The sequence below is a fragment of the Microbacterium rhizophilum genome (genome assembly GCF_039605615.1).
Taxonomy (GTDB): domain Bacteria; phylum Actinomycetota; class Actinomycetes; order Actinomycetales; family Microbacteriaceae; genus Microbacterium; species Microbacterium rhizophilus.
Genome location: NZ_JBCNUN010000002.1, coordinates 459,754 through 482,308, shown reverse-complemented (window position 1 = coordinate 482,308; position 22,555 = coordinate 459,754). Strand labels below are relative to the sequence as shown.

General features: G+C 73.0%; 21 protein-coding genes. 12 read left to right on the top strand and 9 right to left on the bottom strand.

Annotated elements, in window-relative coordinates:
• Positions 1 to 17 precede the first annotated feature (17 nt).
• Positions 18 to 782 carry a ComF family protein gene (locus AAD528_RS06170; protein ID WP_345751170.1) on the top strand — a complete coding sequence of 255 codons (765 nt, stop codon included), beginning with the start codon at positions 18 to 20 and terminating at the stop codon, positions 780 to 782.
• A gap of 141 nt (positions 783 to 923) precedes the next feature.
• A complete protein-coding gene (gene hpf / locus AAD528_RS06165; RefSeq protein ID WP_345751169.1) occupies positions 924 to 1,589 on the top strand; it encodes a ribosome hibernation-promoting factor, HPF/YfiA family in 666 nt (221 codons plus the stop codon).
• A gap of 60 nt (positions 1,590 to 1,649) precedes the next feature.
• Here the strand turns inward: hpf and AAD528_RS06160 are convergent, their stop codons facing one another.
• Complete coding sequence (locus AAD528_RS06160) at positions 1,650 to 2,996, bottom strand: hypothetical protein (RefSeq protein WP_345751168.1); 1,347 nt, start codon at positions 2,994 to 2,996, stop codon at positions 1,650 to 1,652.
• A gap of 160 nt (positions 2,997 to 3,156) precedes the next feature.
• A complete protein-coding gene (locus AAD528_RS06155; protein WP_345751167.1) occupies positions 3,157 to 3,765 on the bottom strand; it encodes a PadR family transcriptional regulator in 609 nt (202 codons plus the stop codon).
• Between the two features lie 177 nt (positions 3,766 to 3,942).
• On the opposite strand from AAD528_RS06155, the gene AAD528_RS06150 reads away from it, so the two are divergent.
• From AAD528_RS06150 to AAD528_RS06140, 3 genes are all read left to right on the top strand, one after another.
• A complete protein-coding gene (locus AAD528_RS06150; RefSeq protein WP_345751166.1) occupies positions 3,943 to 4,533 on the top strand; it encodes an RNA polymerase sigma factor in 591 nt (196 codons plus the stop codon).
• Positions 4,508 to 6,223, top strand: a complete 1,716-nt coding sequence (locus tag AAD528_RS06145; protein ID WP_345751165.1) for a hypothetical protein — start codon at positions 4,508 to 4,510, stop codon at positions 6,221 to 6,223. The genes AAD528_RS06150 and AAD528_RS06145 overlap by 26 nt, the downstream gene beginning before the upstream one ends.
• Positions 6,224 to 6,305: 82 nt before the next feature.
• The gene (locus tag AAD528_RS06140) at positions 6,306 to 7,250 is read left to right on the top strand and encodes a phosphodiesterase (protein WP_345751164.1); all 945 of its coding nucleotides are present in this window, start codon (positions 6,306 to 6,308) and stop codon (positions 7,248 to 7,250) included.
• 7 nt (positions 7,251 to 7,257) lie between these two features.
• On the opposite strand, the gene AAD528_RS06135 is transcribed toward AAD528_RS06140, so the two are convergent.
• Complete coding sequence (locus tag AAD528_RS06135) at positions 7,258 to 8,724, bottom strand: stealth family protein (RefSeq protein ID WP_345751163.1); 1,467 nt, start codon at positions 8,722 to 8,724, stop codon at positions 7,258 to 7,260.
• Positions 8,725 to 9,159: 435 nt separating this feature from the next.
• On the opposite strand from AAD528_RS06135, the gene secA reads away from it, so the two are divergent.
• Both secA and AAD528_RS06125 read left to right on the top strand, forming a co-directional pair.
• Entirely contained in the window at positions 9,160 to 11,976 is a 2,817-nt protein-coding gene (gene secA, locus AAD528_RS06130; protein ID WP_345751162.1) for a preprotein translocase subunit SecA, read from the top strand.
• A 71-nt stretch (positions 11,977 to 12,047) separates the two neighbouring features.
• Positions 12,048 to 13,310, top strand: coding sequence for a pyridoxal phosphate-dependent aminotransferase (locus tag AAD528_RS06125; RefSeq protein ID WP_345751161.1), 1,263 nt, complete (start codon positions 12,048 to 12,050; stop codon positions 13,308 to 13,310).
• A 394-nt stretch (positions 13,311 to 13,704) separates the two neighbouring features.
• Here the strand turns inward: AAD528_RS06125 and AAD528_RS06120 are convergent, their stop codons facing one another.
• The gene (locus AAD528_RS06120; protein ID WP_345751160.1) at positions 13,705 to 14,148 is read right to left on the bottom strand and encodes an Rv3235 family protein; all 444 of its coding nucleotides are present in this window, start codon (positions 14,146 to 14,148) and stop codon (positions 13,705 to 13,707) included.
• A gap of 157 nt (positions 14,149 to 14,305) precedes the next feature.
• Between AAD528_RS06120 and AAD528_RS06115 the strand changes: the two genes are divergently transcribed.
• The gene (locus tag AAD528_RS06115; protein WP_345751159.1) at positions 14,306 to 14,923 is read left to right on the top strand and encodes a hypothetical protein; all 618 of its coding nucleotides are present in this window, start codon (positions 14,306 to 14,308) and stop codon (positions 14,921 to 14,923) included.
• Between the two features lie 16 nt (positions 14,924 to 14,939).
• Here the strand turns inward: AAD528_RS06115 and AAD528_RS06110 are convergent, their stop codons facing one another.
• Entirely contained in the window at positions 14,940 to 15,200 is a 261-nt protein-coding gene (locus tag AAD528_RS06110) for a helix-turn-helix domain-containing protein (RefSeq protein WP_345751158.1), read from the bottom strand.
• A gap of 99 nt (positions 15,201 to 15,299) precedes the next feature.
• Here AAD528_RS06110 and AAD528_RS06105 point away from each other — a divergent pair, with 99 nt between their 5' ends.
• The 3 genes from AAD528_RS06105 to AAD528_RS06095 are packed head-to-tail and all read left to right on the top strand — an operon-like array spanning position 15,300 to position 18,880.
• Positions 15,300 to 16,061, top strand: coding sequence for an SAF domain-containing protein (locus AAD528_RS06105; RefSeq protein ID WP_345751157.1), 762 nt, complete (start codon positions 15,300 to 15,302; stop codon positions 16,059 to 16,061).
• Positions 16,058 to 17,341, top strand: a complete 1,284-nt coding sequence (locus tag AAD528_RS06100) for a CpaE/TadZ family protein (protein ID WP_345751156.1) — start codon at positions 16,058 to 16,060, stop codon at positions 17,339 to 17,341. Before AAD528_RS06105 ends, AAD528_RS06100 begins: the two co-directional genes overlap by 4 nt.
• Before the next feature lie 9 nt (positions 17,342 to 17,350).
• Positions 17,351 to 18,880 (top strand): sensor histidine kinase, encoded by a 1,530-nt coding sequence (locus AAD528_RS06095; RefSeq protein ID WP_345751155.1) that lies wholly within the window; start codon positions 17,351 to 17,353, stop codon positions 18,878 to 18,880.
• A 76-nt stretch (positions 18,881 to 18,956) separates the two neighbouring features.
• Here the strand turns inward: AAD528_RS06095 and AAD528_RS06090 are convergent, their stop codons facing one another.
• Positions 18,957 to 19,205 carry a WhiB family transcriptional regulator gene (locus AAD528_RS06090; RefSeq protein WP_029152980.1) on the bottom strand — a complete coding sequence of 83 codons (249 nt, stop codon included), beginning with the start codon at positions 19,203 to 19,205 and terminating at the stop codon, positions 18,957 to 18,959.
• Between the two features lie 242 nt (positions 19,206 to 19,447).
• Between AAD528_RS06090 and AAD528_RS06085 the strand changes: the two genes are divergently transcribed.
• Entirely contained in the window at positions 19,448 to 19,840 is a 393-nt protein-coding gene (locus AAD528_RS06085) for a histidine kinase (protein ID WP_345751154.1), read from the top strand.
• A 20-nt stretch (positions 19,841 to 19,860) separates the two neighbouring features.
• On the opposite strand, the gene AAD528_RS06080 is transcribed toward AAD528_RS06085, so the two are convergent.
• From AAD528_RS06080 to AAD528_RS06070, 3 genes are read right to left on the bottom strand one after another with little or no spacing between them, the layout of a single operon-like run.
• Positions 19,861 to 20,607 carry an EI24 domain-containing protein gene (locus AAD528_RS06080; RefSeq protein ID WP_345751153.1) on the bottom strand — a complete coding sequence of 249 codons (747 nt, stop codon included), beginning with the start codon at positions 20,605 to 20,607 and terminating at the stop codon, positions 19,861 to 19,863.
• Positions 20,608 to 20,646: 39 nt separating this feature from the next.
• On the bottom strand, positions 20,647 to 22,071 hold the full coding sequence (locus tag AAD528_RS06075) for a permease prefix domain 1-containing protein (RefSeq protein ID WP_345751152.1): 1,425 nt from the start codon (positions 22,069 to 22,071) through the stop codon (positions 20,647 to 20,649).
• Positions 22,068 to 22,430 (bottom strand): PadR family transcriptional regulator, encoded by a 363-nt coding sequence (locus AAD528_RS06070; RefSeq protein WP_345751151.1) that lies wholly within the window; start codon positions 22,428 to 22,430, stop codon positions 22,068 to 22,070. Before AAD528_RS06070 ends, AAD528_RS06075 begins: the two co-directional genes overlap by 4 nt.
• Between the last annotated feature and the right edge of the window lie 125 nt (positions 22,431 to 22,555).

The window sequence follows — 22,555 nt, the reverse complement described above, 5'->3', positions numbered from 1 at the left end:
GCCGCGATCCTGGTCGGATGGACGACGACGCGCTCTCGCGCTGGACGCGCGCGGCGCGGGACGCCGCGGTGCAGGCTCTGGCCCTCCTCCTGCCGGTCGCGTGCGCGGGCTGCGGGCTGCAGGGCATCGCGCTGTGCGCGGCGTGCCGCGGGCGGCTCGCGCCGGTGCCGCGGCGACGCGTGGCGGGAGACCTGACGGTGTGGAGCGGCCTCGCGTTCGAGGGCGCGTGCGCCCGCGCGCTGCGCGCGCTCAAGGAGCGTGGCCGCACGGATGCGGCCCGCGCGCTCGCGCCGGCGCTGCGCGAGGCCGTGCGCGCCGCCGTGGCGGGAGCGGCCCCGCCCGTGGTCGCCGTCGCGGTGCCGACGTCGCCCGCCGCGATGCGCCGCCGCGGCTATCGTGTGCCGGAGCTCGTGGCGCGTCGCGCCGGCATCCGCACCGCCCGGCTGCTCGTCCTCGCCCGGTCGACGGGGGACCAGCGGGCGCTCGGCCGCGACGCCCGCGCGCGCAACGTGCGCGGCAGCATGCGAGCGCACCGGGGCGCGGCGGGGCTCGCCGTGGTGCTGATCGACGACGTGCTGACGACGGGCGCGACGCTCGCCGAGGCACGCCGCGCGCTCGAGGCGCAGGGAGCGCGCGTGGTGGGCGCCGCGGTCGTCGCCGACACGCCGCTGCGGTCCGGGACGGCGGATATGCCCGGCTCCGCCGACCGCGGCGGCGCGGTGTCCGGGACGCGTATCGCATCGGGGGGAACGGAATCCGACGAATGGATGGATAGTGCGTGACACCGGCCGCGCGCCGGTCTACGGTAGGGCATCACAACCCCGGGCCCCGCCCGGGGGGAATCGCGACCGAGGTCCGCTCATCCGGACGTGGTGCCGGGACCGTGCGGACCGTCAGGTCTCACCGGAAAAACGGGAGGCACGATGGAAACGAACATCTCGGGAGTCGGCGTCGGTATCACCGATCGCTTCCGATCCGTGGTCGACGAGAAGAGCGCCCGCATCGCGGGCCTCGCGCCGCGGGCTCTCCGTCTCGAGGTCAAGGTCACCCACCAGGCCCATCGCAACGGCCGCATGGAGGACGACGTGGTCGAGCTCACGGTGGTCGGAAAGGGGCCCGTCGTGCGCGCGGAGGCCTGCGCGGGCGACAAGTTCGCGGCGCTCGACATCGCGCTCGACAAGCTCGCCGAGCAGCTGCGCCGCGCGAAGGACAAGCGCGTCACCGGCCGGGCTCATCCGCGCGGCGCCCACTACGAGAAGGGCTCCGGCGCGCTGACGGGCATCGACGTCGAGCCCGCGGCGGCCGACGTGATCCGCGCCGTCGCGACCGGGGAGGTTCCCGTCGTGACCGAGGGTGAGGACGATGAGCAGTACAGTCCCGTCGTCATCCGCACCAAGACGTTCGAGCCGGAGTGGATGACCGTCGAGGAGGCCGTCGACCGGATGGAGCTGGTCGGACACGACTTCTTCCTGTTCATCGACGCCCGCACCGATCACCCGAGTGTCGTGTACCGCCGCCGTGGCTGGGACTACGGCGTGATCTCGCTGACGGCGATCGCGCCGCCCGAGTCCGAGAAGCTCGCCTCGTAACGCCAGGAACGACGAAGGGGACCGGATCCGCGGATCCGGTCCCCTTCGTCGTGGGTGCCGTCAGTCGAAGATGTCACCCATCAGGCCGCCGAGGAGGAGACCGCCGACGACGGGGCCGAGGATGTCGCCGCCCCCGCCGAAGCCGCGGCCGCGGCGGCCGCCGCCCCAGCCGCCGTTGCCCCAGTCGTCGCCGTCCGGGCGGCCCGAGTCGATGTCGCGCTGCGCGGCCTGCAGCGCCTCGCCGGCGAGCTGCTGCACGCGCCGGGCGAGCGCGAGGGCCTGCTCGCGCGTGTCCTCGGGCACGACGAGCTCCTCGACCTCGGCCCGCAGCCGCTGGGCCTCGGCGAGCCGCGTTCGCGCATCGGCGCCGATGTAGCCGCGGTGGCCGGCGATCACGCTGTGCGCCACGGCGATCGCATGGTCCGCGGCGTCCACGGAGTGGCGCACCTGCGGGATCGACGGGAGCGGGCGGGCGGCGCGCTGGCGCGCCTTCTCGACCGCCGCGTCGAGCGCGGCGTTGGCGTCGCGCAGCGAGGCGAGATCGGCGAACGGATCGCTCGGCGTGCCCGGTCCGGGCAGCGCCGCGAGCGCCCTCTCGAGCCCGGCGACCGCCGCCGTCACCTCCGCGGCGTGCGGCGAGCCCGCCTGCGTGAGCGGCCGTGCGGCGACGATGTCCTGCCGGGAGTCGGCGACGACGTCCGCGAGCGTCGACTGCGCCCGCAGCGCCTCGATCTCGAAGTCCTCGACGCCGTCGATGATGGTGCCGGCGCGGCGGACGGCCTCGGTCGCGGTCTCGAGGGCGACGTTGGCCTCCTCGGGTCGCCGCGCCTCGCGGCGGCGCACCGATACGTCGCCGCTGTGCAACGCGAAGTCCAGCAGCTGCTCGGCCTCGTCGGGGTTGGCCGCCACGCGGTTCAGCGCCGCCTCGCTGTAGCGGCCGGCCAGGCGCGACACGGTCTCCCGGGTCAGCGGCAGGCGGGCGCGCAGTCGCTCGACGTCCGCGCGGACGCCCTCGATGATCTCGGGCGCCTGGCGCACCAGCGCGATCCGCTCGCGCAGCGCCTCGGTGCGCTCGTCCAGCACGTCCTCGGCCCACTCGCACAGCTGGATGATGCGCGCGTTGCGCGTGCGCAGCTCCTCGGCGGTGTCGGGGATCTCGTCGTGATTGAGCTGGTGCAGGTGGAATGCCTCGGCCAGGTGCGTGCGCACGGCCGTGAGCCCCTCGCGCAGTGCCGCGGTCGGGTTCTCGCCCAGCTCGGCCACGGCGAACTCGAGCTCGTCCGATGTGGTGCGGATGCGCTCGTCGGCGGCGACCAGCGCCGCGCGGGCGCGCCGCGCGAGATCGTCGTCCTGCGCCTTGAGCGCCGCCTCTTCCTCGCGCCTGCGCCTGCCCCAGATTCCGGCCATGGCTCGATCCTATGGTCCCGGCGGACACCCGGCCGGGCGCTTCGCCCCGGGCGGAACGGCGCGTCAGGCGATCGCCGGCCGCGCGGTCGCGGAGGGGTGCCGCGGCGGCGGCAGGCACCAGATCGCGGTCACGTGCGCGGGGTGAGGTCCGACCGCGTGCTCATGCGCGCGCCCCACTCGCCGCGGCGCGCGCGGGACGCCCCCGTCGCGGACGCTCGGTCGACAGATCCAGCGCGAGCGCGTGATCCGGATGCGCGGCGAGCCGCTGCTCGCTGTGGTCGAGCCAGCGCACCTCGGCCTCCGCCGCGAAGATCATCGATTCCACGACGAGCGACGAGGCGATCGCCTCCGGGCCGTCGGGATCCGCGTCCGCGCGCGTGGTGCGCTGCAGATCCTGAAGGCGCGCGAGCGTCGCGCGGCGCTGATTCTGGATCACGGCCGCGACGTCGACGCCCGGCAGCGTGGCCGCGAGCGCGAGCTTCATCGCGAGCTCGTCGCGCGCGGCCTGGCCCCGGTCGACGGCCGTGGTCAGCCACGTCCGGACCTCGCTGCGCCCGGCCTCGGCGATCTGCCAGTACACGTGGCCCTGATCGTCGGCCTCGCCGCGCGCGACCAGCCCGTCGCGCTCGAGTCGCTCGAGGGTGTTGTAGATCTGCCCGACGTTGAGCGCCCAGGTGCCGCCCGTGCGGCGTTCGAACTCCGCGCGGAGCTGGTAGCCGTAGCAGGGCGCCTGGTCGAGGATCGCGAGCAGGCTCTGGCGGACGCTCATCTCGGCTCTCCGTTCCGGGATGGGATCCCGTATTTGCTTTCCGAGAATATACATACCGGGAAACATCATCTGATGCAACGATCCGGATGCGGCGCGCCGGCGGCGGCGTGGGAACCATCCCGGATGCGGGATCATCGCGACCGTGAAGGACAATCCCCGCGCGAGGCAATACCGATCGTGACCACCGATGCCGAGATCCTCCGGCGCTCGCTCGCGCGACCGCAGGAGTTCGCCGCGCTCTTCGATCGGCACGCCCCGGTCGTCGGCCGCTACGCGCGCCGTCTCGTCGGGGCGGACGCGGGCGACGACGTGTTGAGCGAGACGTTCCTCGTCGCGTTCCGGCGCCGGGTCGACTACGACTTCGACCGGGAATCGGCGCTGCCGTGGCTGCTCGGCATCGCCACGCGGCTCGCGCACAGGGCGCGCGCCGCCGAGGCCAGGCGCTGGCGCGCGCTCCAGGCGTCCGCCAGCGTGGCGGTCGAGGTCGCGATCAGCGACATCGAGGCCGCCGCCGACCGCGCCGACGCGTCGGCCCGGCTGCGCGGCCTCGCGCCGCAGATCCGCCGCCTGAGTGAGGCCGACCGCGACACCTTGCTGCTGTACGCGTGGGGCGACCTCAGCACCGAGCAGATCGCCGACGCGCTGGGCGTGCCCGTCGGCACCGTGTGGTCGCGCATCAACCGGATCCGCCGCAGGCTCCGTCTCGAGCTGCCCGGTGGCGACACCGCAGAGGAGGGGAACGATGGACGAGCTGACGTTCGTGCGTGACCTGGGCGCCGAGGTGCGCCGCCCGACCGCCGCCGAGCTGACCGCCGCCCGGGCACGACTCATGGTCGAGATCCAGCGGGAGGAGAGCGCGGCGACACCGCCCGTGCCGATCGCCTCGCGCACGGCACGCGGCACGGGCGGCGGAGACACCGGGGGCGTGGCGCCCGTCACACCGCTCGAGCCGCGAGGAGCGCGCGGCCGCCGGGTCGGCGCCATCGCGCTCGCCGCGGCCGCCACCGTCGCGGTCGCCGCGGCCGCGATCGGCGGCGTCACGCTGCTGCGCGAGCTCGCTCCGGACGACCGCAGCGCCGGCCCGGCGCCGACTCCGCCGCCCGCGGGGAGCGAAGCGCCCTACGTGCGTCTCGAGCGCACGATCGAGGCCGCCACGCCCTGGGACCTCGACACCGGAGCCATGGCGCAGTCCTGGGCGGATGCGGAGTCGGCGATCGTCACGAGCGCGACCGTGTCTGTCTATGTCCCGGCGGATCCCCGGGCCGGCGGCGAGTGGACGTGGGTCTTCGCGGACGACTGCGAACTCGTCGGCGTCTATGGCGCGCCGGCCGATCCCGATCCCGCGTTGGAGATCTGCCGGCAGCGCGACCTCGAGGAGCCCGGCGTCACGCGCTCGACCACGTGGGGCCGCATCGCGTCGGGGGCCGGCGGCGAGGACGACGACGGCACGGTGCACGCCACCCCGCTGCTGGACGGCGGCTACGGGATCTGGGACGAGCTCCCGCGCGACCCTGCCGCGCTGCTCGCGTGGTATCGGAGCCGCGCGGACACCTTCGAGCGTTCGTGGCTCGGCGCGATGACCGAGGCCGTGGCGCTGAACCAGATGCCCGACGACCTGCATGCCGCGATGCTGGAGTCCCTCGCGCTCGTTCCCGACGCGCGCGTCGGTCGCTTCGACGACGGCTCCGTCCAGCGCATCGACGTCGCGGAGCCGCTCGGCGGCGATGCGTCCCAGAGCACGACGCTGCGCGTGGATGGCGACACGCGCCTCGCGAGTCTGACGGAGAGCCGCCGCTTCGGCGGCGACCCCGGCGCCTTCACCGCGCAGGTGCCGAGCCTGACCGAGTGGACCACTCGCACGATCATCTCCGCTGTCCCGACGGACGACGCGCCGGGGCCGGGGGTCGAGGCGCCGGAGGGCGACGGCGCGCCGCCCGCGCCGCCGGTGCTGACGCCGGACGGCCTCGGCGGCGTCGTCGTCGGAGAGTCGCTGTCCGAGTCCGCGCGTGCCGACCTGACGTGGGACGAGAGCTGCGCGGAGGGGTACTGGCGGCCCGGGACGGAAGATGGCCGGCCGGGTGAGGCGGGCGATCTGCCGCCGCAGTTCCAGGCGGCCACGGACGGCACGCCCGGCGGTCCGATCCAGATCATCGAGATCACCGACGGTCGCCTGCGCACGTCGGGCGGGATAGGCATCGGATCCACGATCGACGAGCTGCTCGCGGCCCATCCGGACGCAGCCGAGGTCGTCGCCGAAGACGACGGGACGGGCGCTCAGCTCGGATATGTCCGCTACGAGCTCGCCGGCGATCGCGGCCGGCTGGGGTTTCTGATCCCGACCGACGAGACGTGGAGCGCGCAGGTGGGGCAGATCGTCTCGGTCGCGATCATGCCCTACGGGGGCCCGTACAACGGACCCGCCTGGGGTGAGTCGATCACAGGGTGCGTCTCGGGATGACCGCGTGGCGGACGGCTCGGATTCGCGTGCTGTTCAGCTGGGCGTCACCGACCGGCGGAAACATGCCGGTAACATCTCGCGCATGTCCGACACGCCGGAGCTCCGGATCGCCGAGTACGCCCGCTCGAGTCACCTGCTGGTGCACCTGAGCGACACCCACCTGCGCGCCCGCGACGGGGTCTTCGGCATCGACGCCGCAGCGAACGTCGAGCGCGTGATGTCGCAGCTGGGGCGATCGGGCGGTCGACCGGACGCGATCGTCTTCACCGGCGACCTCGCCGACCTCGGCGAGCGCGAGGCGTACGTCCGGCTGCGGGCGGCCGTGGAGCCCGCCGCGCGGCGTCTCGGGGCGGAGGTCATCTGGGTGATGGGCAACCACGACGAGCGCGACGTCTTCCGTCGCGAGCTTCTCGACGGCTCTGGCGACGCGCCGGTCGACGCCGTCCATGACATCGACGGTCTGCGCCTGATCGTGCTCGACACGTCGGTCCCCGGCGAGCACTACGGCGAGATCGACGACGCGCAGCTCGACTGGCTCGCGCTGGAGCTGTCGATCCCCGCGCCGCACGGCACGATCCTCGCGATGCATCACCCGCCGGTGCCGTGCGTGCTCGACCTCGCGACGCTGGTCGAGCTGCGCGACCAGAAGCGCCTGGCCGACGTGCTGCGCGGCAGCGATGTGCGCTCCATCCTCGCGGGCCACGTGCACTTCTCCACCTCCGCGACCTTCGCCGGCATCCCGGTGTCCGTCGCATCGGCCACCTGCTACACCCAGGATCCCGGTGTCGCCGACGGCGGCATGCGCCCGCGCGACGCGGGACAGGCATACAACCTGGTGCATGTGTACGAGGAGACCGTCGTGCACTCGGTCGTGCCGCTGTCCGACGCGTCTCCCGCCGAGATCACGACCGCGGAGGAGACGCGCCGGCGCCTCGCCCGGGCCGGCGTGGTGATCCCGGAGTCGGCCGCGCGGGCGCGCGCGGACCGGATCGCGCCCCCGACCTCGTCGATCCCCGTCGTCGGCTGACGGGCGCTCAGGCCTCGTCGGGGGAGAGCCGCTCCCACGGGGCGACGACCGGGAAGTATGCGTCGAGCATCTCCCGTACGGCGCGCTCTCGCACCTCCTCCGGCAGCTCCGGCACGCTGCCGTCGTTGAGACAGAACATGTCGGCGTCGCGACGCGTGAGCAGCCGCTCCATGCGATGCAGCGACGACTGCAGCGTCGTCTGGACGTAGGCCGTGCGAGGGACCGACGTGGGCACGGCGCGCCCGGACATCAGGGCGTAGTAGTGGTACAGCGAGTTGGTCACCGAGACGTCGGTCGCGCTGCGGAAGCGGGCGGCGGCAGTGCGGGCGAACTCCTCAGGGAACTCGCGCTCGAGCTCGGCCATGACGCTGCGGCGGTGCGGCGTCGCGCAGTGCTGCAGGTCGCGGGTGATGACGCGGCCGAAGCGGCGCTGCAGCAGCTCGCGGTTGACGCGTGCGGCGTTGTCGTGGCCGCTGCGGGAAGCGCCCGGGTCGCCCACGCCGATCCGGATGTCCGACTCGACGAACTGCGTGAGACCGGCGGCCGTGAAGAACAGCTCCGGACGAACGGGGCGCCCGAAGAACATGTCGTCGTTCGAGTAGAGGAAATGCTCGGCGAGGCCGGGGATGCGATGCAGCTGCGCCTCGACCGCGTGGGAGTTGTGCGTGGGGAGGACGGAGGGATCGGCGAAGAACTCCTCGCTGCGCACGACGCGCACCCGAGGGTGGGCGCGCAGCCACCACGGTGCGGGGCTGTCTGTGGCGATCCAGATGGTGCGCACCCACGGGGCGAACATGTGCACGCTGCGCAGGGCGTATCGCAGCTCGTCGACCTGTCGGAAGCGCGCGGCGTGGTCGTCGCCGTCGCCCACGACGTAGGCGTTCAGGCGCTTGGCGCGCTCCCGCTGGAACTCGTTCGAGGAGCCGTCCACCCACGAGAACACGATGTCGACCTCCTGCGCGAACTCGTTCGCGCCCGGCGTCCACATGCCCTCGACTGTGCGCCAGGCACGCCCGTGCCGCTGGACCATCGTCAGGGCGAGGTCGTCCACCGCGATCGTCCGCCGCGTGAGCACGTTCGGTCGCGGGGCACGCAGCCTGCCGCTGTCGCGGTGCCAGAACTCCAGCCGGATGCCGTGCTCGGCCCCGTAGCGGACGGTGCCGGACGGGACGACGCGGGGACGGAACAGCGTCGCGACGTCGCCCCGGCCGAAGGCGCGCGCGGCGCCGCCGTCGAGCGGTCGCACGGCACCCTTCTCGCGGCGGGCGGCCGCCCACGGCTCGGCGGATCCGGCCTCGGTGAGCGCGGCGATCGCGCGCGCACGGTGCTCCGACGGCAGCGCGAGTGCCGCCCGCCCGCTCGAGCGGCGCAGCAGCCACGGCTCCGTGCCCGCGGCCTCGAGCACTGCGGCGAGCTCGAGCAGGTCGTCGCGCTCCGCCTCGTGGGGCGTGAGTGCCGCGACGAGGTGCGTCACCCCTCCCAGGATCCGCGTGCGCGCGTCATCGGCGGCCGGTCCGGTCGGGTCGGGTCGTCTCAGGGAGGGGCCCACCAGTGTCATCGATCGCCTCTGCTCAGGATTGGTGTTCACGAAATGGTCGTCCCGCCGACGTCGGCGGCCGGCGGTCACGTGTCGGCGCGCATGTGCCCGCGGGATCCGGAGGAGGGCGGTCCTGCGTCGGATCCCGGCGGAGGGGGCGGTGAGGCGCGACCGGTGCGGAGCAGCCGGTGGACAGATCCTAGTCCCCATCCGCTCGTCCCGATCACGGGTGTCCTCCTGGGGGCGCCCGGACACCCAGCCGCGGCATAGATCACGGGCGGATAACATGGGTCCGTATGCCCGTCGCCGGACGGCGCGGGCACGGCACGCGACGCTCGACGTGAGCGAGGGCCGAGAACGAGGAGACATCACGTGGCCAATCCCTTCGAGAAGCTGCTTCACGCCGGCGAGGGACGCATCCGTCGGCGCCTCCAGCAGGTGGTCAGCGCCGTCGGCGCGCTCGAGGAGGACTACACGCAGCTCACGGACGAGGAGCTGCGCGGCGAGACCGCCGAGCTGCGCGCCCGGTTCGAGGCCGGCGAGACGCTCGACCACCTGATGCCCGAGGCCTTCGCCGCGGTGCGCGAGGCCGCCAAGCGCACGCTCGGCATGCGCCCCTACGACGTCCAGATCATGGGCGGGGCGGCCCTGCATCTCGGCAACATCGCGGAGATGAAGACCGGTGAGGGCAAGACCCTCGTCGCGACGCTCCCCGCGTACCTCAACGCGATCGCGGGCAAGGGCGTCCACGTCATCACGGTGAACGACTACCTCGCCTCCTACCAGGCCGAGCTGATGGGCCGCGTGTTCCGCGCCCTCGGCATGACCACGGGCGTGATCGTGTCGGGCCAGACCCCCGCCGTGCGCCGCGAGCAGTACGGCGCCGACATCACGTACGGCACGAACAACGAGTTCGGCTTCGACTACCTGCGCGACAACATGGCGTGGCGCAAGGAGGACATGGTCCAGCGCGGCCACTTCTTCGCGATCGTCGACGAGGTCGACTCGATCCTGATCGACGAGGCACGCACGCCGCTGATCATCTCCGGTCCGTCCTCGGGCGAGGCGAACCGCTGGTTCGTGGAGTTCGCCAAGGTCGCGCGCACGCTCGAGGAGGGCGTGGACTTCGAGGTCGACATCAAGAAGCGCACGGTCGGCGTGCTCGAGGCGGGCATCGAGAAGGTCGAGGACTACCTCGGCATCGACAACCTGTACGAGTCGGCCAACACGCCGCTCATCTCGTTCCTCAACAACTCGATCAAGGCGCTCGCGCTGTTCAAGCGCGACACCGACTATGTCGTGATGAACGACGAGGTCATGATCGTCGATGAGCACACCGGGCGCATCCTGGTCGGCCGCCGCTACAACGAGGGCATCCACCAGGCCATCGAGGCCAAGGAGGGCGTGCCGGTCAAGGCCGAGAACCAGACGCTCGCCACCGTCACGCTGCAGAACTACTTCCGCCTGTACGACAAGCTCGCGGGCATGACCGGCACGGCCGAGACCGAGGCCGGCGAGTTCATGTCGACCTACACGCTCGGCGTGCTGCCGATCCCGACCAACAAGCCGATGATCCGCAAGGACCAGCGCGACCTCGTCTACCGCAACGAGAAGGGCAAGTTCGCCCAGGTCGTCGAGGACATCGCCGAGCGCCACGAGGCCGGCCAGCCCGTGCTCGTGGGCACGGTCAGCGTCGAGAAGAGCGAGTACCTCTCGCGCCTGCTGTCCAAGAAGGGCATCAAGCACGAGGTGCTGAACGCGAAGAACCACGCGCGCGAGGCCGAGATCGTCGCCCGCGCGGGACGCCTGGGCGCGGTCACGGTCGCGACGAACATGGCCGGTCGAGGCACCGACATCATGCTCGGCGGCAACGCCGAGTTCCTCGCGGTGCAGGAGATGAAGGCCAAGGGCCTGGATCCGGCGATCACCGACCCGGAGGAGTACGACGCCGAGTGGAACGCCGTGTTCGAGCGCACCCGCAACGAGGTCGCCGAGGAGGCCAGGACGGTCGTCGAGGCCGGCGGCCTGTACGTCCTCGGCACCGAGCGTCACGAGTCGCGTCGCATCGACAACCAGCTGCGCGGTCGCGCGGGCCGTCAGGGCGACCCGGGCGAGAGCCGCTTCTACCTGTCGCTCGAGGACGACCTGATGCGCCGCTTCCAGTCGGGCGCGGCCGACGCGCTGCTGTCGCGCACCGACCTGCCGGACGATGTCGCGATCGAGTCGCGCCTGGTGTCGAACCTGATCAAGAACGCGCAGGCCGCGATCGAGGGCCGCAACGCCGAGGCGCGCAAGAACGTCCTGAAGTACGACGACGTCCTCAACCGCCAGCGCGAGGCGATCTACTCGGACCGCCGCCACATCCTGCAGGGCGATGACATCGCGGATCGCGTGCAGCACTTCATCGAGGACGCCATCACCGCGGTGATCGACGAGCACACCGCGGGCGGCCACAACGAGAGCTGGGACTTCGACGCGCTCTGGACCGAGCTGAAGACCCTGTACCCCGTGGGCGTCACGATCGACGAGGTCGTCGCCGAGGCCGGCGGCCGCAAGGGCGGCATCACCGCCGAGGGTCTCAAGCGCGAGCTGCTCAGCGACGCGAGGATCGCGTACCAGAAGCGCGAGGAGACGCTCGGCGAGGCCGCCGTGCGCGAGCTCGAGCGCCGCGTGGTGCTGCAGGTGCTCGACCGCCGGTGGCGCGACCACCTCTATGAGATGGACTACCTCAAGGACGGCATCGGCCTGCGCGCCATGGCGCAGCGCGATCCGCTCATCGAGTACCAGCGCGAGGGCTACTCGATGTTCCAGACGATGATGGGGCAGATCAAGGAGGAGGCCGTCGGCTACCTCTTCAACCTCGAGGTGCAGGTGCGCCGCGTGGGCGAGGGCGAGCAGGCGCAGGCCGAGGTGGAGGCCAAGGGCCTGTCGGAGCACCCGGCCGATCAGCAGCTCGAGTACTCCGCGCCCAACGACGCCGGCGAGGTCGAGGTGCGCAACGACCGCGGCCAGGTCAACAAGGCCTCGACCGACCGCGTGCGCCGCGCGGCGCAGAGCCAGGGCGCCCAGACGCAGGCGACCGCGCCGCAGGCGGGCCCCGGCACGAGCGCGTTCGGCCACGCGGCCGACGCCGCCGCGCAGGACGCCCCGCTCAACCGCGAGCAGCGCCGCGCCGCCAAGAAGCGCTGACCCGCCTCCACCGGCCCCACCGGTCCACGCATGCGCGCGTGGACCGGTGGGGCCCGGCTTATCCTGGGGCGATGACCACCCCTGTCCCGATCAGCGCGCACCCCGGCGGACGCCGGCTGCGGACGCTGGATCACTCCTCGAAGCTGAAGAACGTCCTCTACGAGATCCGGGGCGCCGCCCTGGAGGAGGCCGCTCGGCTCGAGGCCGCGGGGCACACGGTGCTCAAGCTCAACACCGGCAACCCCGCCGTGTTCGGATTCGAGGCGCCGTACCAGATCGTGCGCGACATGATCGCGGCCATGCCGACCGCGCACGGCTACAGCGAGAGCCGCGGCATCCTGTCCGCGCGCCGCGCGATCGTCAGCCGCTACGAGGAGACGCCCGGGTTCCCGCACGTCGACCCCGAGAACGTCTACCTCGGCAACGGCGTCTCCGAGCTCATCACCATGACGATGCAGGCGCTGCTCGACCAGGGCGACGAGGTGCTGATCCCCGCCCCGGACTACCCGCTGTGGACGGCCATGACGAGCCTGTCGGGCGGCACGCCCGTGCACTACCTGTGCGATGAGCAGAGCGAGTGGCAGCCGGATCTCGAGGACATCCGCTCGAAGATCACAGACCGCACCAAGGCGATCGTGATCATCAACCCGAACAACCCCACCGGCGCGGTCTACTCGCGCGAGGTGCTCGAGGGCATCGCGGACATCGCCCGCGAGCATTCGCTGCTGGTGCTGAGCGACGAGATCTACGACCGGATCCTGTTCGACGGCGCCCAGCACATCCCCATGGCCTCGGTCGCGCCCGATCTGCTGTGCCTGACGTTCAACGGCCTGTCCAAGACCTATCGCGTCGCGGGCTACCGCTCCGGCTGGCTCGTCATCACGGGGCCGCAGGAGCACGCCAAGGGCTTCATCGAGGGCATCACGCTGCTCGCCTCGACTCGCCTGTGCCCCAACGTCCCGGCGCAGCACGCGGTGCTGGCGGCGCTCACGGGCGTGCAGACGATCGATTCGCTCGTGGCCCCGTCGGGGCGCCTGCACGAGCAGCGCGACGCGGCGTGGGAGAAGCTCACTCAGATCCCGGGCGTCTCGTGCGTCAAGCCGCAGGGCGCGCTGTACGCGTTCCCGCGCCTGGATCCGGAGGTCCACGAGATCCACGACGACGCGCGGCTCGTGTACGACCTCCTCGTGGCCGAGCGCATCCTGCTGGTGCAGGGCACGGGCTTCAACTGGGCCACGCCCGACCATCTGCGCATCGTCACGCTGCCGGAGGCGCGCGTGCTGACCGAGGCCGTCGAGCGTCTCGGCAACTTCCTGAGCAGCTACAAGCAGTAGCCCCGGCGCGGGCCTGACCGAAGCCCGTGCGAGCGTGGAGCGAAGCGGCCGCGGGTGCGCGACGAGTGGTGCCCCGTGCGAGCGAAGCGAGCGTGGAGCGAAGCGACCGCGCGCGGGACGAGCGGTGTCCCGTGCGAGCGAAGCGAGCGTGGAGCGAAGCGACTGCCGACCACTTCGAAAACGCAACGTCCGCGGGATGGAGCGAAGCGACAGCCTTCGATCACGAGTCCCGGCGCGAAGCGTCGGGCGAGCGATCGATCACGCTCATTGCGCTACCCCGCGAAGCGGGAAAGGAAGCGTCGGGCGAGCGATCGATCACGCTCATTGCACTACCCCGCGAAGCGGGAAAGGAAGCGCCGGGCGAACGATCGAGGACGTTCTCTGCACTACCGATTCAAAGAACCGAGAGGCTCGTCGCGCGCCAGCGGCTGTCCATGCCCTCCAGACGCATGGCGACCGCGCGCGTGCGCTGCGGCGTCTCGACGATGATCACGCCCTCGATCACGCCGTCGGCCGGGGACGAGTGCCGGATCGAACGGATCGCGAAGATCGGCCGCATCACGCTCTGCCGACGGGCGCTGCGTGCGCGCACCGCGAGGCCCGCGCGCGTCACGAGCGTGCGGTAGGGCTCGTCCGTCAGCCAGCGTGCGAGCTGCTCGGGCTCGCGCACCCCGGCGAGCACCTCGAGCACGCCGCGCGTGAGGGCAGTGAGCAGGGGCTCGGGATCCGGCAGGTGGTCGCTCGGCGTGCGCTGCCGGGCGAAGTGCTCCTCGACGTCCGCGAGCTTGCGCAGCGGGCGGGCGGTGGATGGCTGCGCGGACGGCGAAGGCTGGGACATCGAGACCTCCGGATGCTCGGTGCGGAACGAATCGCCAGTTCAGCACCGGCCGCGCGGGCCCCGGAGACGGCACCTATGCCCGTGGAGATGGAACGCGCCGGGCCGGGCCTGTGGACAGCCGGCGGGCCGCCCCCGGGCGGTGCCCTACGCTCGCCCCGTGCGATGGGAGCGATTCTTCGACGACCTGGAGGACCAGCTCGCCGCCGAGTGGGAGGCCGAGCGGGCCGCCCTCGAATCGGAGGCCGAGCGGCTGCGTCTGGCCCGGGTCGACCTCCGCGCGCGTCTGATCGGCCTGGCCCACGACGCCGAGGGGCCGGTGACGCTCGAGCTCGCAGACGGTCTCGCCGTCGAGGTGCGGATCGCGGCGGTGGGCGCGGACTGGATCGCGGCTCCCGAGAGCGAGGGCGCGCAACGGCTGCTGCTCGCGCCGATCCCCGCGATCCGCGGGATCCAGGCCGCGCACGGAGACCTGCTGCGCAGCGCCCGGCCGGCCGAGAACACCGACCGGCTCGCCGAGCGCGTCACGTTCGCGCTCGCGCTCCGGGACCTCGCGCGGCGCCGCGTCGGGGTGGCGGTCGGCGTCGCGGCGGCGGACGGATCCGGCCGTGTGCTCACGGGCACGGTCGACCGGGTCGGCGCGGATCACCTCGATCTCGCGCTGCACGACGCCGGGGCGCCGCGCCGGTCCGCGGACGTGCGCGCCTACCGGATGCTGCCGCTCGCGGCGGTCGCGTGGGTGCGGATCGACGCGTCGGCGGGCGTTCCGGTCGTCTGAGCCGTGCGCGGCCGCCTCAGCCGCGCGTGCCCCACAGCTCGGGGAAGCTCGCAGCGTTCGACTGGCGCCACAGCGCCATGCGGCGGGCCTCCTCGACCTGGGCGTCGAGGTACTCGCCGACGCTGGCGTGCTCGATGCGCCAGCGCGCCGGCGAGCCCACGCGGGCCCCGCGCAGCCGGCCGTCCTGCACGAGCTGCAGGACCTCGTCGACGTCGACGCCCAGCAGCTCAGCGACCTGAGCGGGCGGCACGAGACGGCGTGCGGGATCCTCGACCATGGTCCCCATTATGAACATCGGGGGAGCGGTCGGCAGGGCGACATACCGGCCTGTGGACAACCTCCGCGGACGCCCCGCGCTCTTTGCGACCATGCCTGCATGAGCACCCTCACGGCCGCCCCGGGCGGCACGGCCCGCACGGTCCCTCCCCAGGCGCGCCCCGCACGCCGCGCCTTCTGGGCCGATGCGCGCTTCGTGATCGGCGTCGTGCTCGTGGCCGCGTCGATCGCCGGCGTGTGGTTCGTCGTCGGGGCCGCGCGTCAGACCGTGCCGGTGCTGGCGGCCGCGGGCACGCTGGTGCCGGGCCAGGCCATCACGGCCGCCGACGTCACGGTCGTCGAGGTCGCGCTCGGCACGTCTCGCGACGCCTATCTGGCGCCGGAATCCCTCGGCGAGGGGCTCGTGGCGCTGCGCCCGATCGGCGCGGGCGAGCTCCTGCCCGCGGGCGCCGCCGGCGCGTCCGAGCTGAGCGACCGCACCTCCGTCGTGGTGCGCAGCTCGGTCGACGTGCCGGACGGCGTCGACCGCGGCGCGCTGGTGGACCTGTGGGAGACGCCGCCGGGCGGCGAGCCGGGGACGTTCGCGGCGCCGCGCATCCTCGTCGCGGACGCGGTCGTGGCGCGCGTCACGCGCGAGGACGGCGTGATGGCCTCGGGCGGGGCGGCACTCGAGCTCGTGATCGACCGCGGCCGCGTGGCGGACGTGCTCGCGGCCGTCGCGGCCGGATCCGTCCTGTCGGCCGTCCCCACCGCGGGCGGCGGCACCGCGGCGCTTCCCGATCCGGTGGCGACCGGGGCATCGGACGGCGGTACCGCGACGACGGACGAGGACGCCGCCCCCGACGCGGAGGACGGGGAGTGATCGCCGTCGTCGCGGCCGACGCCGCGGAGGCGGACCGGGTCGCGGAGGAGCTGCGGGACGAGGGCGTCGCGGTGCTCGCGACCGCGGATCCGGCGGACCTCGCCGGCGCAGGCGACGACGGATCCGAGCTGGCCGCGCGCCTGGTGGAGGCGGACACGCTCGTGCTGGCCGCGAGCGGGGCGCTCACCGCGGCGCTCGTCGGGCGCTGCGACCGGCTCGGGGTGCGCATCGTGCTGCTGGCCGACCGCCCCGCCGACGTGCGGGCGGCGCGGGCATTCGGGCTGGTGGATCCGCTGCCGGCGGGCGCGCCGGGATGGCGGATCGTCGCCGCGGCCGGGGACCCCCGGGTGGACGGCGCGGACGAGCGGCGTGAGCGCGGCCGGGTCCTTGCGGTGTGGGGGCCCGAGGGCGCGCCCGGCCGCACCACGATCGCGATCGAGCTCGCCCTGGAGCACGCCCGCGGCGGCGCGCACGTCGCGCTGGTCGACGCCGACAGCCACGCGCCGTCGATCGCGATCGCCACGGGGCTCGCCGACGAGAGCCCCGGGTTCGCCGCCGCGTGCCGGCAGGCCGAGTTCGGGCTGCTGGACGCGGGCGAGCTGCTGCGAGTGAGCGTGCCGCTGGGCGATCCCGACGGACGCGTCGACGTGCTGACCGGCATCAACCGCGCCTCGCGCTGGCCCGAGCTGTCGGGGCCGCGTGTCGCGATCGCGCTCGAGGTGATGCGGGACTGGGCCGACGTCGTGATCGTCGATGTGTCGTCGTCGCTCGAGGCCGATGAGGAGATCGTGAGCGACCTCGACGGTCCGCGCCGCAACGCCGCGACGCTGTCGGCGCTCGCCTCGGCCGATCAGGTCGTGGCGGTCGGATCCGCGGATCCGGTCGGGCTCGCGCGCCTCGTTCGCGGCTACGCCGAGCTGCGGCGCGTGGTGGGCGCCGCCACGCCCGTGCGGGTCGTGATCAACCGGCTGCGCTCGGGGCCGCTGGGCATCGATCCCCGCGGCCAGGTGCGGCGCGCGCTCGAGCGGTTCTCGGGCGTGACCGACGTGTCGTTCGTGCCGGACGACCGCCGCGCGGCCGACGCGGCGCTGCTCGCCGCGCGGCCCGTCGGCGAGATCGCCGGGCGTTCGGGCCTCGCGCAGGCGGTGCGACGCCTCGCGGCCGAGCTGGCACCGCACGAGGCACCGCGCGGCGATCGCGAGCCGTCGCGCGGCCGGATGCGCCGCGCGACCGCCCGGCGGATCGTCATGCGGCCGGAGGCGGCGATCCTCGACCCATAAGCTGGATCCGTGTCGACACTCAGTGACCTCGTCTTCGCCCAGGGGATCGCGAGCGAGGCGGATGTCGAGTGGCTGCATCGCGTCGCCGGCGACGGGCAGCTTCTCGCCGATCTCTCCTTCGCGGACATCGTGATGTGGGTGCCCACGTCGGACGACTCGTTCGTCGCGGTGGCGCACACCCGGCCCGGCGGCGCCGCGACCCTGTTCTACCGCGACATCGTCGGGGAGCGGATCCGTCCGCAGTGGCAGGCGCAGGTGCGCGACGCGTTCGCCTCCGCCGCCATCATCGACTCGTCGAGCCCCGAGTGGTTCGAGGAGACGCCCACGCGCGTGCGCGCCGTGCCGATCGCGCGCAAGCTCGACGGCGCGCAGACCGTGATGGGCGTGCTCACCCGCCACACGAACCTCGGCGACGTGCGGGCGCCCTCGCGACAGCAGATCACGTTCAACGACTGCGCCGACGACATCTTCCGGATGATCGCCACGGGCGACTTCCCCGACCTGTCGGCGCCGACCGGCCCCCGGCGCGGGGCCCCGCGCGCGGCCGACGGCCTCATCCGTCTCGACGTCGACGGCATCGTGACGTTCGCGAGCCCGAACGCGCTGTCCGCCTTCAACCGCGTGGGCTTCGCGGACGAGTTGGAGGGCGAGTCGCTCGCCGAGGTGACGAGCCGGATCCTGCCCGCCTCGCGCGACACCGACGAGTCGCTGCCCGTGGTCGTGACGGGCCGCGCGCCGTGGCGCACCGACATCGAGGCGCGCGGCGTGACCGTGTCGCTGCGCGCGATCCCGCTGCGTGACCACGGCAACCGCACGGGTGCGATCGTGCTGTGCCGCGACGTCACCGAGCTGCGCCACCAGGAGCAGGAGCTTCTCACCAAGGACGCGACGATCCGCGAGATCCACCACCGCGTGAAGAACAACCTGCAGACGGTGGCGTCGCTGCTGCGCATCCAGGCGCGGCGCACGAAGTCGGAGGAGGCGCGCGAGTCGCTCACGCAGGCCATGCAGCGCGTGGCGGCGATCGCGGTCGTGCACGACACGCTCTCGGAGGGCCTGTCGCAGAACGTCGACTTCGACCAGGTGTTCGACCGCGTCCTGCGGCTCGTCGCCGAGGTCGCCGCGGCGCCCAACACGCTCGCGCACACGCATTCCATCGGGAAGTTCGGGGTGCTGCCGAGCGAGTACGCCACGCCCCTCGCGCTGGCCCTGACCGAGCTCGTCACGAACGCGGTAGAGCACGGACTGAAGGGTCAGGAGGGCAAGGTCGAGATCATCGCCGAGCGCGACGAGGAGAAGCTGCTCGTCCGCGTGCGCGACTCGGGCAGCGGCCTGCCGGAGGGCACCGTCGGACGCGGCCTCGGCACCCAGATCGTGCGCACGCTCATCCAGGGCGAGCTCAGCGGATCCATCGACTGGCGGACGCTCGGATCGGACGGCGGCGGATCGGACGACATCGACGGGAATCGCGCCGGCGGGCAGATCGCGACGGGCACCGAGGTCGTGATCGAGATCCCGCTGAAGTGGATCAAGCGGTAAGCGTGAGAGACGAGGAAGAGGCGCCTCCCGGGGGAGGCGCCTCTTCTGTGCTGTGTACTGCGGGTGATGCGGAAAGTCAGCCGGCGCGGCGGGCGCGGGCGGCGCGGCGCTTCAGCGCGCGGCGCTCGTCCTCGCTGAGGCCGCCCCACACGCCCGAGTCCTGACCGGTCTCGAGGGCGTACTGGAGGCAGACCTCGGTGACGGTGCAGCGGGCGCACACGGACTTGGCCTTCTCGATCTGGTCGACCGCCGGGCCGGTGTTGCCGACCGGGAAGAAGAGTTCCGGGTCGACTGTCAGGCAGGCCGCCTTGTCGCGCCAATCCATGCTGATGCTCCTCGCAATGTGGTGGGTTCGAGCGAGCGCATCGCGCCCGGTGTCGAGAGTGGGAACGCATCCATTCGGGTCGGATACGCTGGTCATGGTGTGGGAATGGGACCCCCACGACCCACCACGGTGTGGGAAACATGCCGTTAACAATGGTCATACAGCGGGGGCCCGAAATCAAGGGTCAATATCCTTCCGTGCCTCAGAATCCTCTGTACGCCCACGATCCGAGCGGAGTTCGGATGCCTCGCAGGATCGCCCGGATCGCGGCCGCGCTGCTGGCCCTCGAGGCGGTCGGCGTCCTGGCGCTCGTGGGCTGGCAGATCGTCGCGCTCGCGGGCGCGGACACGGTGGATCCGGTCAGCGCCGTCGCCCTGATCGTGCTGACGGCCGTCGGCGCCGTCGCGGTCGGCGCGTTCGCGGCGGCCACGCGGGCGGGGCGGTCATGGGGCCGCTCGGGCGGGATCGTCACGCAGTTCCTGATCATCGCGGTCGCGGTCGGGGCGATCACCGGACCGTACGCGCATCCGGGAACGGCCGCGGCGCTCGCCGTGCCCGCGGTCGCCGGCCTCGTGCTGCTGTTCCTCGCCGCGCGCGAGGCGCACACGGGTGACGAGCCCGCGCGCGAGGAGTGACCCGCCGGGGTCCGTCCGCGTCAGGCGGCGGGCGCCTCGTCGCTCTCGCCCGCCAGGCGGCGACCCAGCAGCGCCGCGCCCGCGACGGCCGCCGGCATGACCGCGATGGCGGCGAACGGCACCAGGAAGCACACGTGCACCGCCACGCCGAAGCCCAGCACGCGGGCCCGGTACGCGCGCAGCAGCGCCGCGCGCCGTGACGCGTCGAGCCCCCGGGCCGTCAGGCCGCGGGACGACAGCTCGTCGGCGATCACGCGGCCGTTCAGGGCGGCGCCGATCACGGCGCCCGCGATGCCGCCGACCACGGGGATGAGCGCCACGAGCCCGGCGCACAGCGCCGACAGCAGCCCCTTGCCGAGCAGCCCCGCCGCGTCGCCGATCGAGCTGCGGATGCCGTAGGGCGCATCCGGCACGACGCCGCCGAGGTCGCGCTCGACCGAGCGCCAGATGCGGTCGTAGAACGGCTCGCCGACCAGCAGCGTCAGCGCCGTGAACGTCACGACCGCGAGCACGAGCGCTCCGCCCATGAGCGCGATCCCGATGAGCCAGCGCAGCAGATCCGCCGCCACGGGGGTCCAGCCGTCGGCGAACGGGGTGAGCTGCTCCAGCAGGCCCGGGAGGGCCAGGCCGAGAGCCACGAGGGCGCCCGCCAGCACGAGGAAGACGATCGCCGCCGGAATGAGCCCCGCCGCCATCACGCCGGGGTGGCGGCGCCACCACCCGAACCCGCCGACCAGCGTCCGGACACCCCTCCAGAACTCGCGCACGCGTCCAGGATAGGCGGAGCCCGGCGCGGCTCCCGGGCGCTACGCGGCCCGGAACAGGAGCGGGAACGCCACCACGACGACGACCGCCCACGCCGGGTACAGCGGCAGGTAGTCCGTGTGCCAGCGCGAGACGCGCGCGAAGCCGGCGCGGCCGCGGAACGACGCGATCGTGAGCCACGCGTGCCCCGCGAGGTGGATCAGCACCAGGATGTTCAGGCCCAGCGCCGCGGTCTTGTTGGCGCTGAACCCGAACTCGGCGATGCGCACGAGCATGGCGGTGAGCATGATCGCGTCCACCGCCAGGGCCGCGACGATCGTCGCCAGCTGCAGGCCGTCGAACCAGCCGGGCCGGGACAGGGGGTCGCGGGCCGAGACCGCGTACAGCGACAGGCCGAGCACCAGGATCAGGACGGCGTCCATCAGGATGAGCAGCTCGCGATCCACCTCGACCAGCGTTCCCGCCGTCGCCAGGACCGCCAGCAGCGTCATCAGCATGATGAGGGTCAGCGGCGTGAACACGCGGGTGAGGACCGGCGCGATGTTCTCAATCACCTGCTGCTTCGCCTCGACGAGCCATGCGGACACGAGCACGGCCCCCGGCACGCAGAGAGGCAGCACCCAGTCGACGTACGCCTCCATCACCTGGACTCCCACGCCCAGCAGGCCGAACACGGATGCGGTCAGGCCCAGCAGCACCACGCCGCCGAGCGCCAGCAGCGCGTAGTACACGGCGAACTCGCCCGTGAACCGGACGAAGTCCATCCGCCGGTCGCCCGAGAGGACCCGGCCGCCCATGTAGGCGACGCCCACGAGCGCCCACAGGATCACCGGGGCGTGCAGCGCCGCGAGCACCGAGGTGTCGCCGAACGGCGCGGCGAACACCTCAGCGTCGCCCACCGCGGCGAACGGCAGCAGCGCGAGGGCGGCGGCGACCGCGGCGACGCCGAGCGCGACGCCTGCGACGGCGCGCGCGGGCAGGCGGCGCTTCCACGCGAGATACCCGATCAGGAACGGCGCGACGTAGAGCGCGAGCGTGCGCATCATGGCCGCCACGGCCGCGCCATCGGGCGTGCCGTGCGTGGTCATGCCGGCGATGCTCAGCGCGATCTTCAAGGCGAGGCCGGCGCCGAGGCCCGCGGCGATCACGACCAGCGGCTCCCGCCGGCGCCTCGGTGCGGGGCCGTCGTCGTCCGCGGGGGTGAGGATCAGCTGCTTCCACAGCCGGTCGGAGTGCTCCCGCGCGTACTCGCTCGAGAGCGCGTCGACGTCGCCCATCCGCCGCATCGCGATCAGGAAGGCCTCGTCGTCGTCCAGGCCGCGGCTCGCGAGATCCGCGATGCGCTCGCGCAGGTGATCCTCGAGCTCGTCGACGTCGGCGGGGGAGAGCGTGCGCCGCGCGAGAAGGTAGCCCCGCCAGTCGGCGAGGCGCGTCTCGACCTCCTCGGGCAGCGCGTCGGGGGTCATGCCGGGGCTCCCGCGAGCCGCAGGCCCGTGCCGCCGTCGCTCCAGGCGCTGCGCAGCGACTCGACGACCACCGACCACTGCGCCTGGCGCTCGGCGAGCGCCTCGCGTCCCGAGGCGGTGATCGCGTAGTGCTTGCGGCGGCGCCCGCTCTCGGACGCGCCCCACGAGGAGGACACGTGGCCCTGGCGCTCGAGCCGATGCAGGAGCGGGTAGAGCATGCCGTCGTTCCAGGCCATCCGGCCGCCCGAGAGCTCGGTCACCCGCTTCAGGATCGCGTAGCCGTACAGCTCGCCCTCGGCCAGGATGCCGAGCACGAGCGGCGTCGCGGAGGCCGCGACCAGGTCCTTGTCGATGCGCACGGCGCACTCCTCTCATACCTTGCAGATCAAGGTATCCGATACCTCATGCTGCGAGGTGGAGAAGATTCGGGGAATAGCCGGCCCCTCCCGTCGTTGAAGTTGATATCGTCGGACTCAAGTTGCGA

Excerpts from the sequence above, each read along its gene's own strand:
- AAD528_RS06125 (WP_345751161.1), top strand. The coding sequence starts at position 12,048 with ATGACCACCCCTGTCCCGATCAGCGCGCACCCCGGCGGACGCCGGCTG.
- AAD528_RS06155 (WP_345751167.1), bottom strand. The coding sequence starts at position 3,765 with ATGAGCGTCCGCCAGAGCCTGCTCGCGATCCTCGACCAGGCGCCCTGC.
- hpf (WP_345751169.1), top strand. The coding sequence starts at position 924 with ATGGAAACGAACATCTCGGGAGTCGGCGTCGGTATCACCGATCGCTTC.
- AAD528_RS06160 (WP_345751168.1), bottom strand. The coding sequence starts at position 2,996 with ATGGCCGGAATCTGGGGCAGGCGCAGGCGCGAGGAAGAGGCGGCGCTC.
- AAD528_RS06105 (WP_345751157.1), top strand. The coding sequence starts at position 15,300 with ATGAGCACCCTCACGGCCGCCCCGGGCGGCACGGCCCGCACGGTCCCT.
- AAD528_RS06110 (WP_345751158.1), bottom strand. The coding sequence starts at position 15,200 with ATGGTCGAGGATCCCGCACGCCGTCTCGTGCCGCCCGCTCAGGTCGCT.
- AAD528_RS06085 (WP_345751154.1), top strand. The coding sequence starts at position 19,448 with ATGCCTCGCAGGATCGCCCGGATCGCGGCCGCGCTGCTGGCCCTCGAG.
- AAD528_RS06140 (WP_345751164.1), top strand. The coding sequence starts at position 6,306 with ATGTCCGACACGCCGGAGCTCCGGATCGCCGAGTACGCCCGCTCGAGT.
- AAD528_RS06145 (WP_345751165.1), top strand. The coding sequence starts at position 4,508 with ATGGACGAGCTGACGTTCGTGCGTGACCTGGGCGCCGAGGTGCGCCGC.
- AAD528_RS06120 (WP_345751160.1), bottom strand. The coding sequence starts at position 14,148 with ATGTCCCAGCCTTCGCCGTCCGCGCAGCCATCCACCGCCCGCCCGCTG.
- AAD528_RS06075 (WP_345751152.1), bottom strand. The coding sequence starts at position 22,071 with ATGACCCCCGACGCGCTGCCCGAGGAGGTCGAGACGCGCCTCGCCGAC.
- AAD528_RS06170 (WP_345751170.1), top strand. The coding sequence starts at position 18 with ATGGACGACGACGCGCTCTCGCGCTGGACGCGCGCGGCGCGGGACGCC.
- AAD528_RS06090 (WP_029152980.1), bottom strand. The coding sequence starts at position 19,205 with ATGGATTGGCGCGACAAGGCGGCCTGCCTGACAGTCGACCCGGAACTC.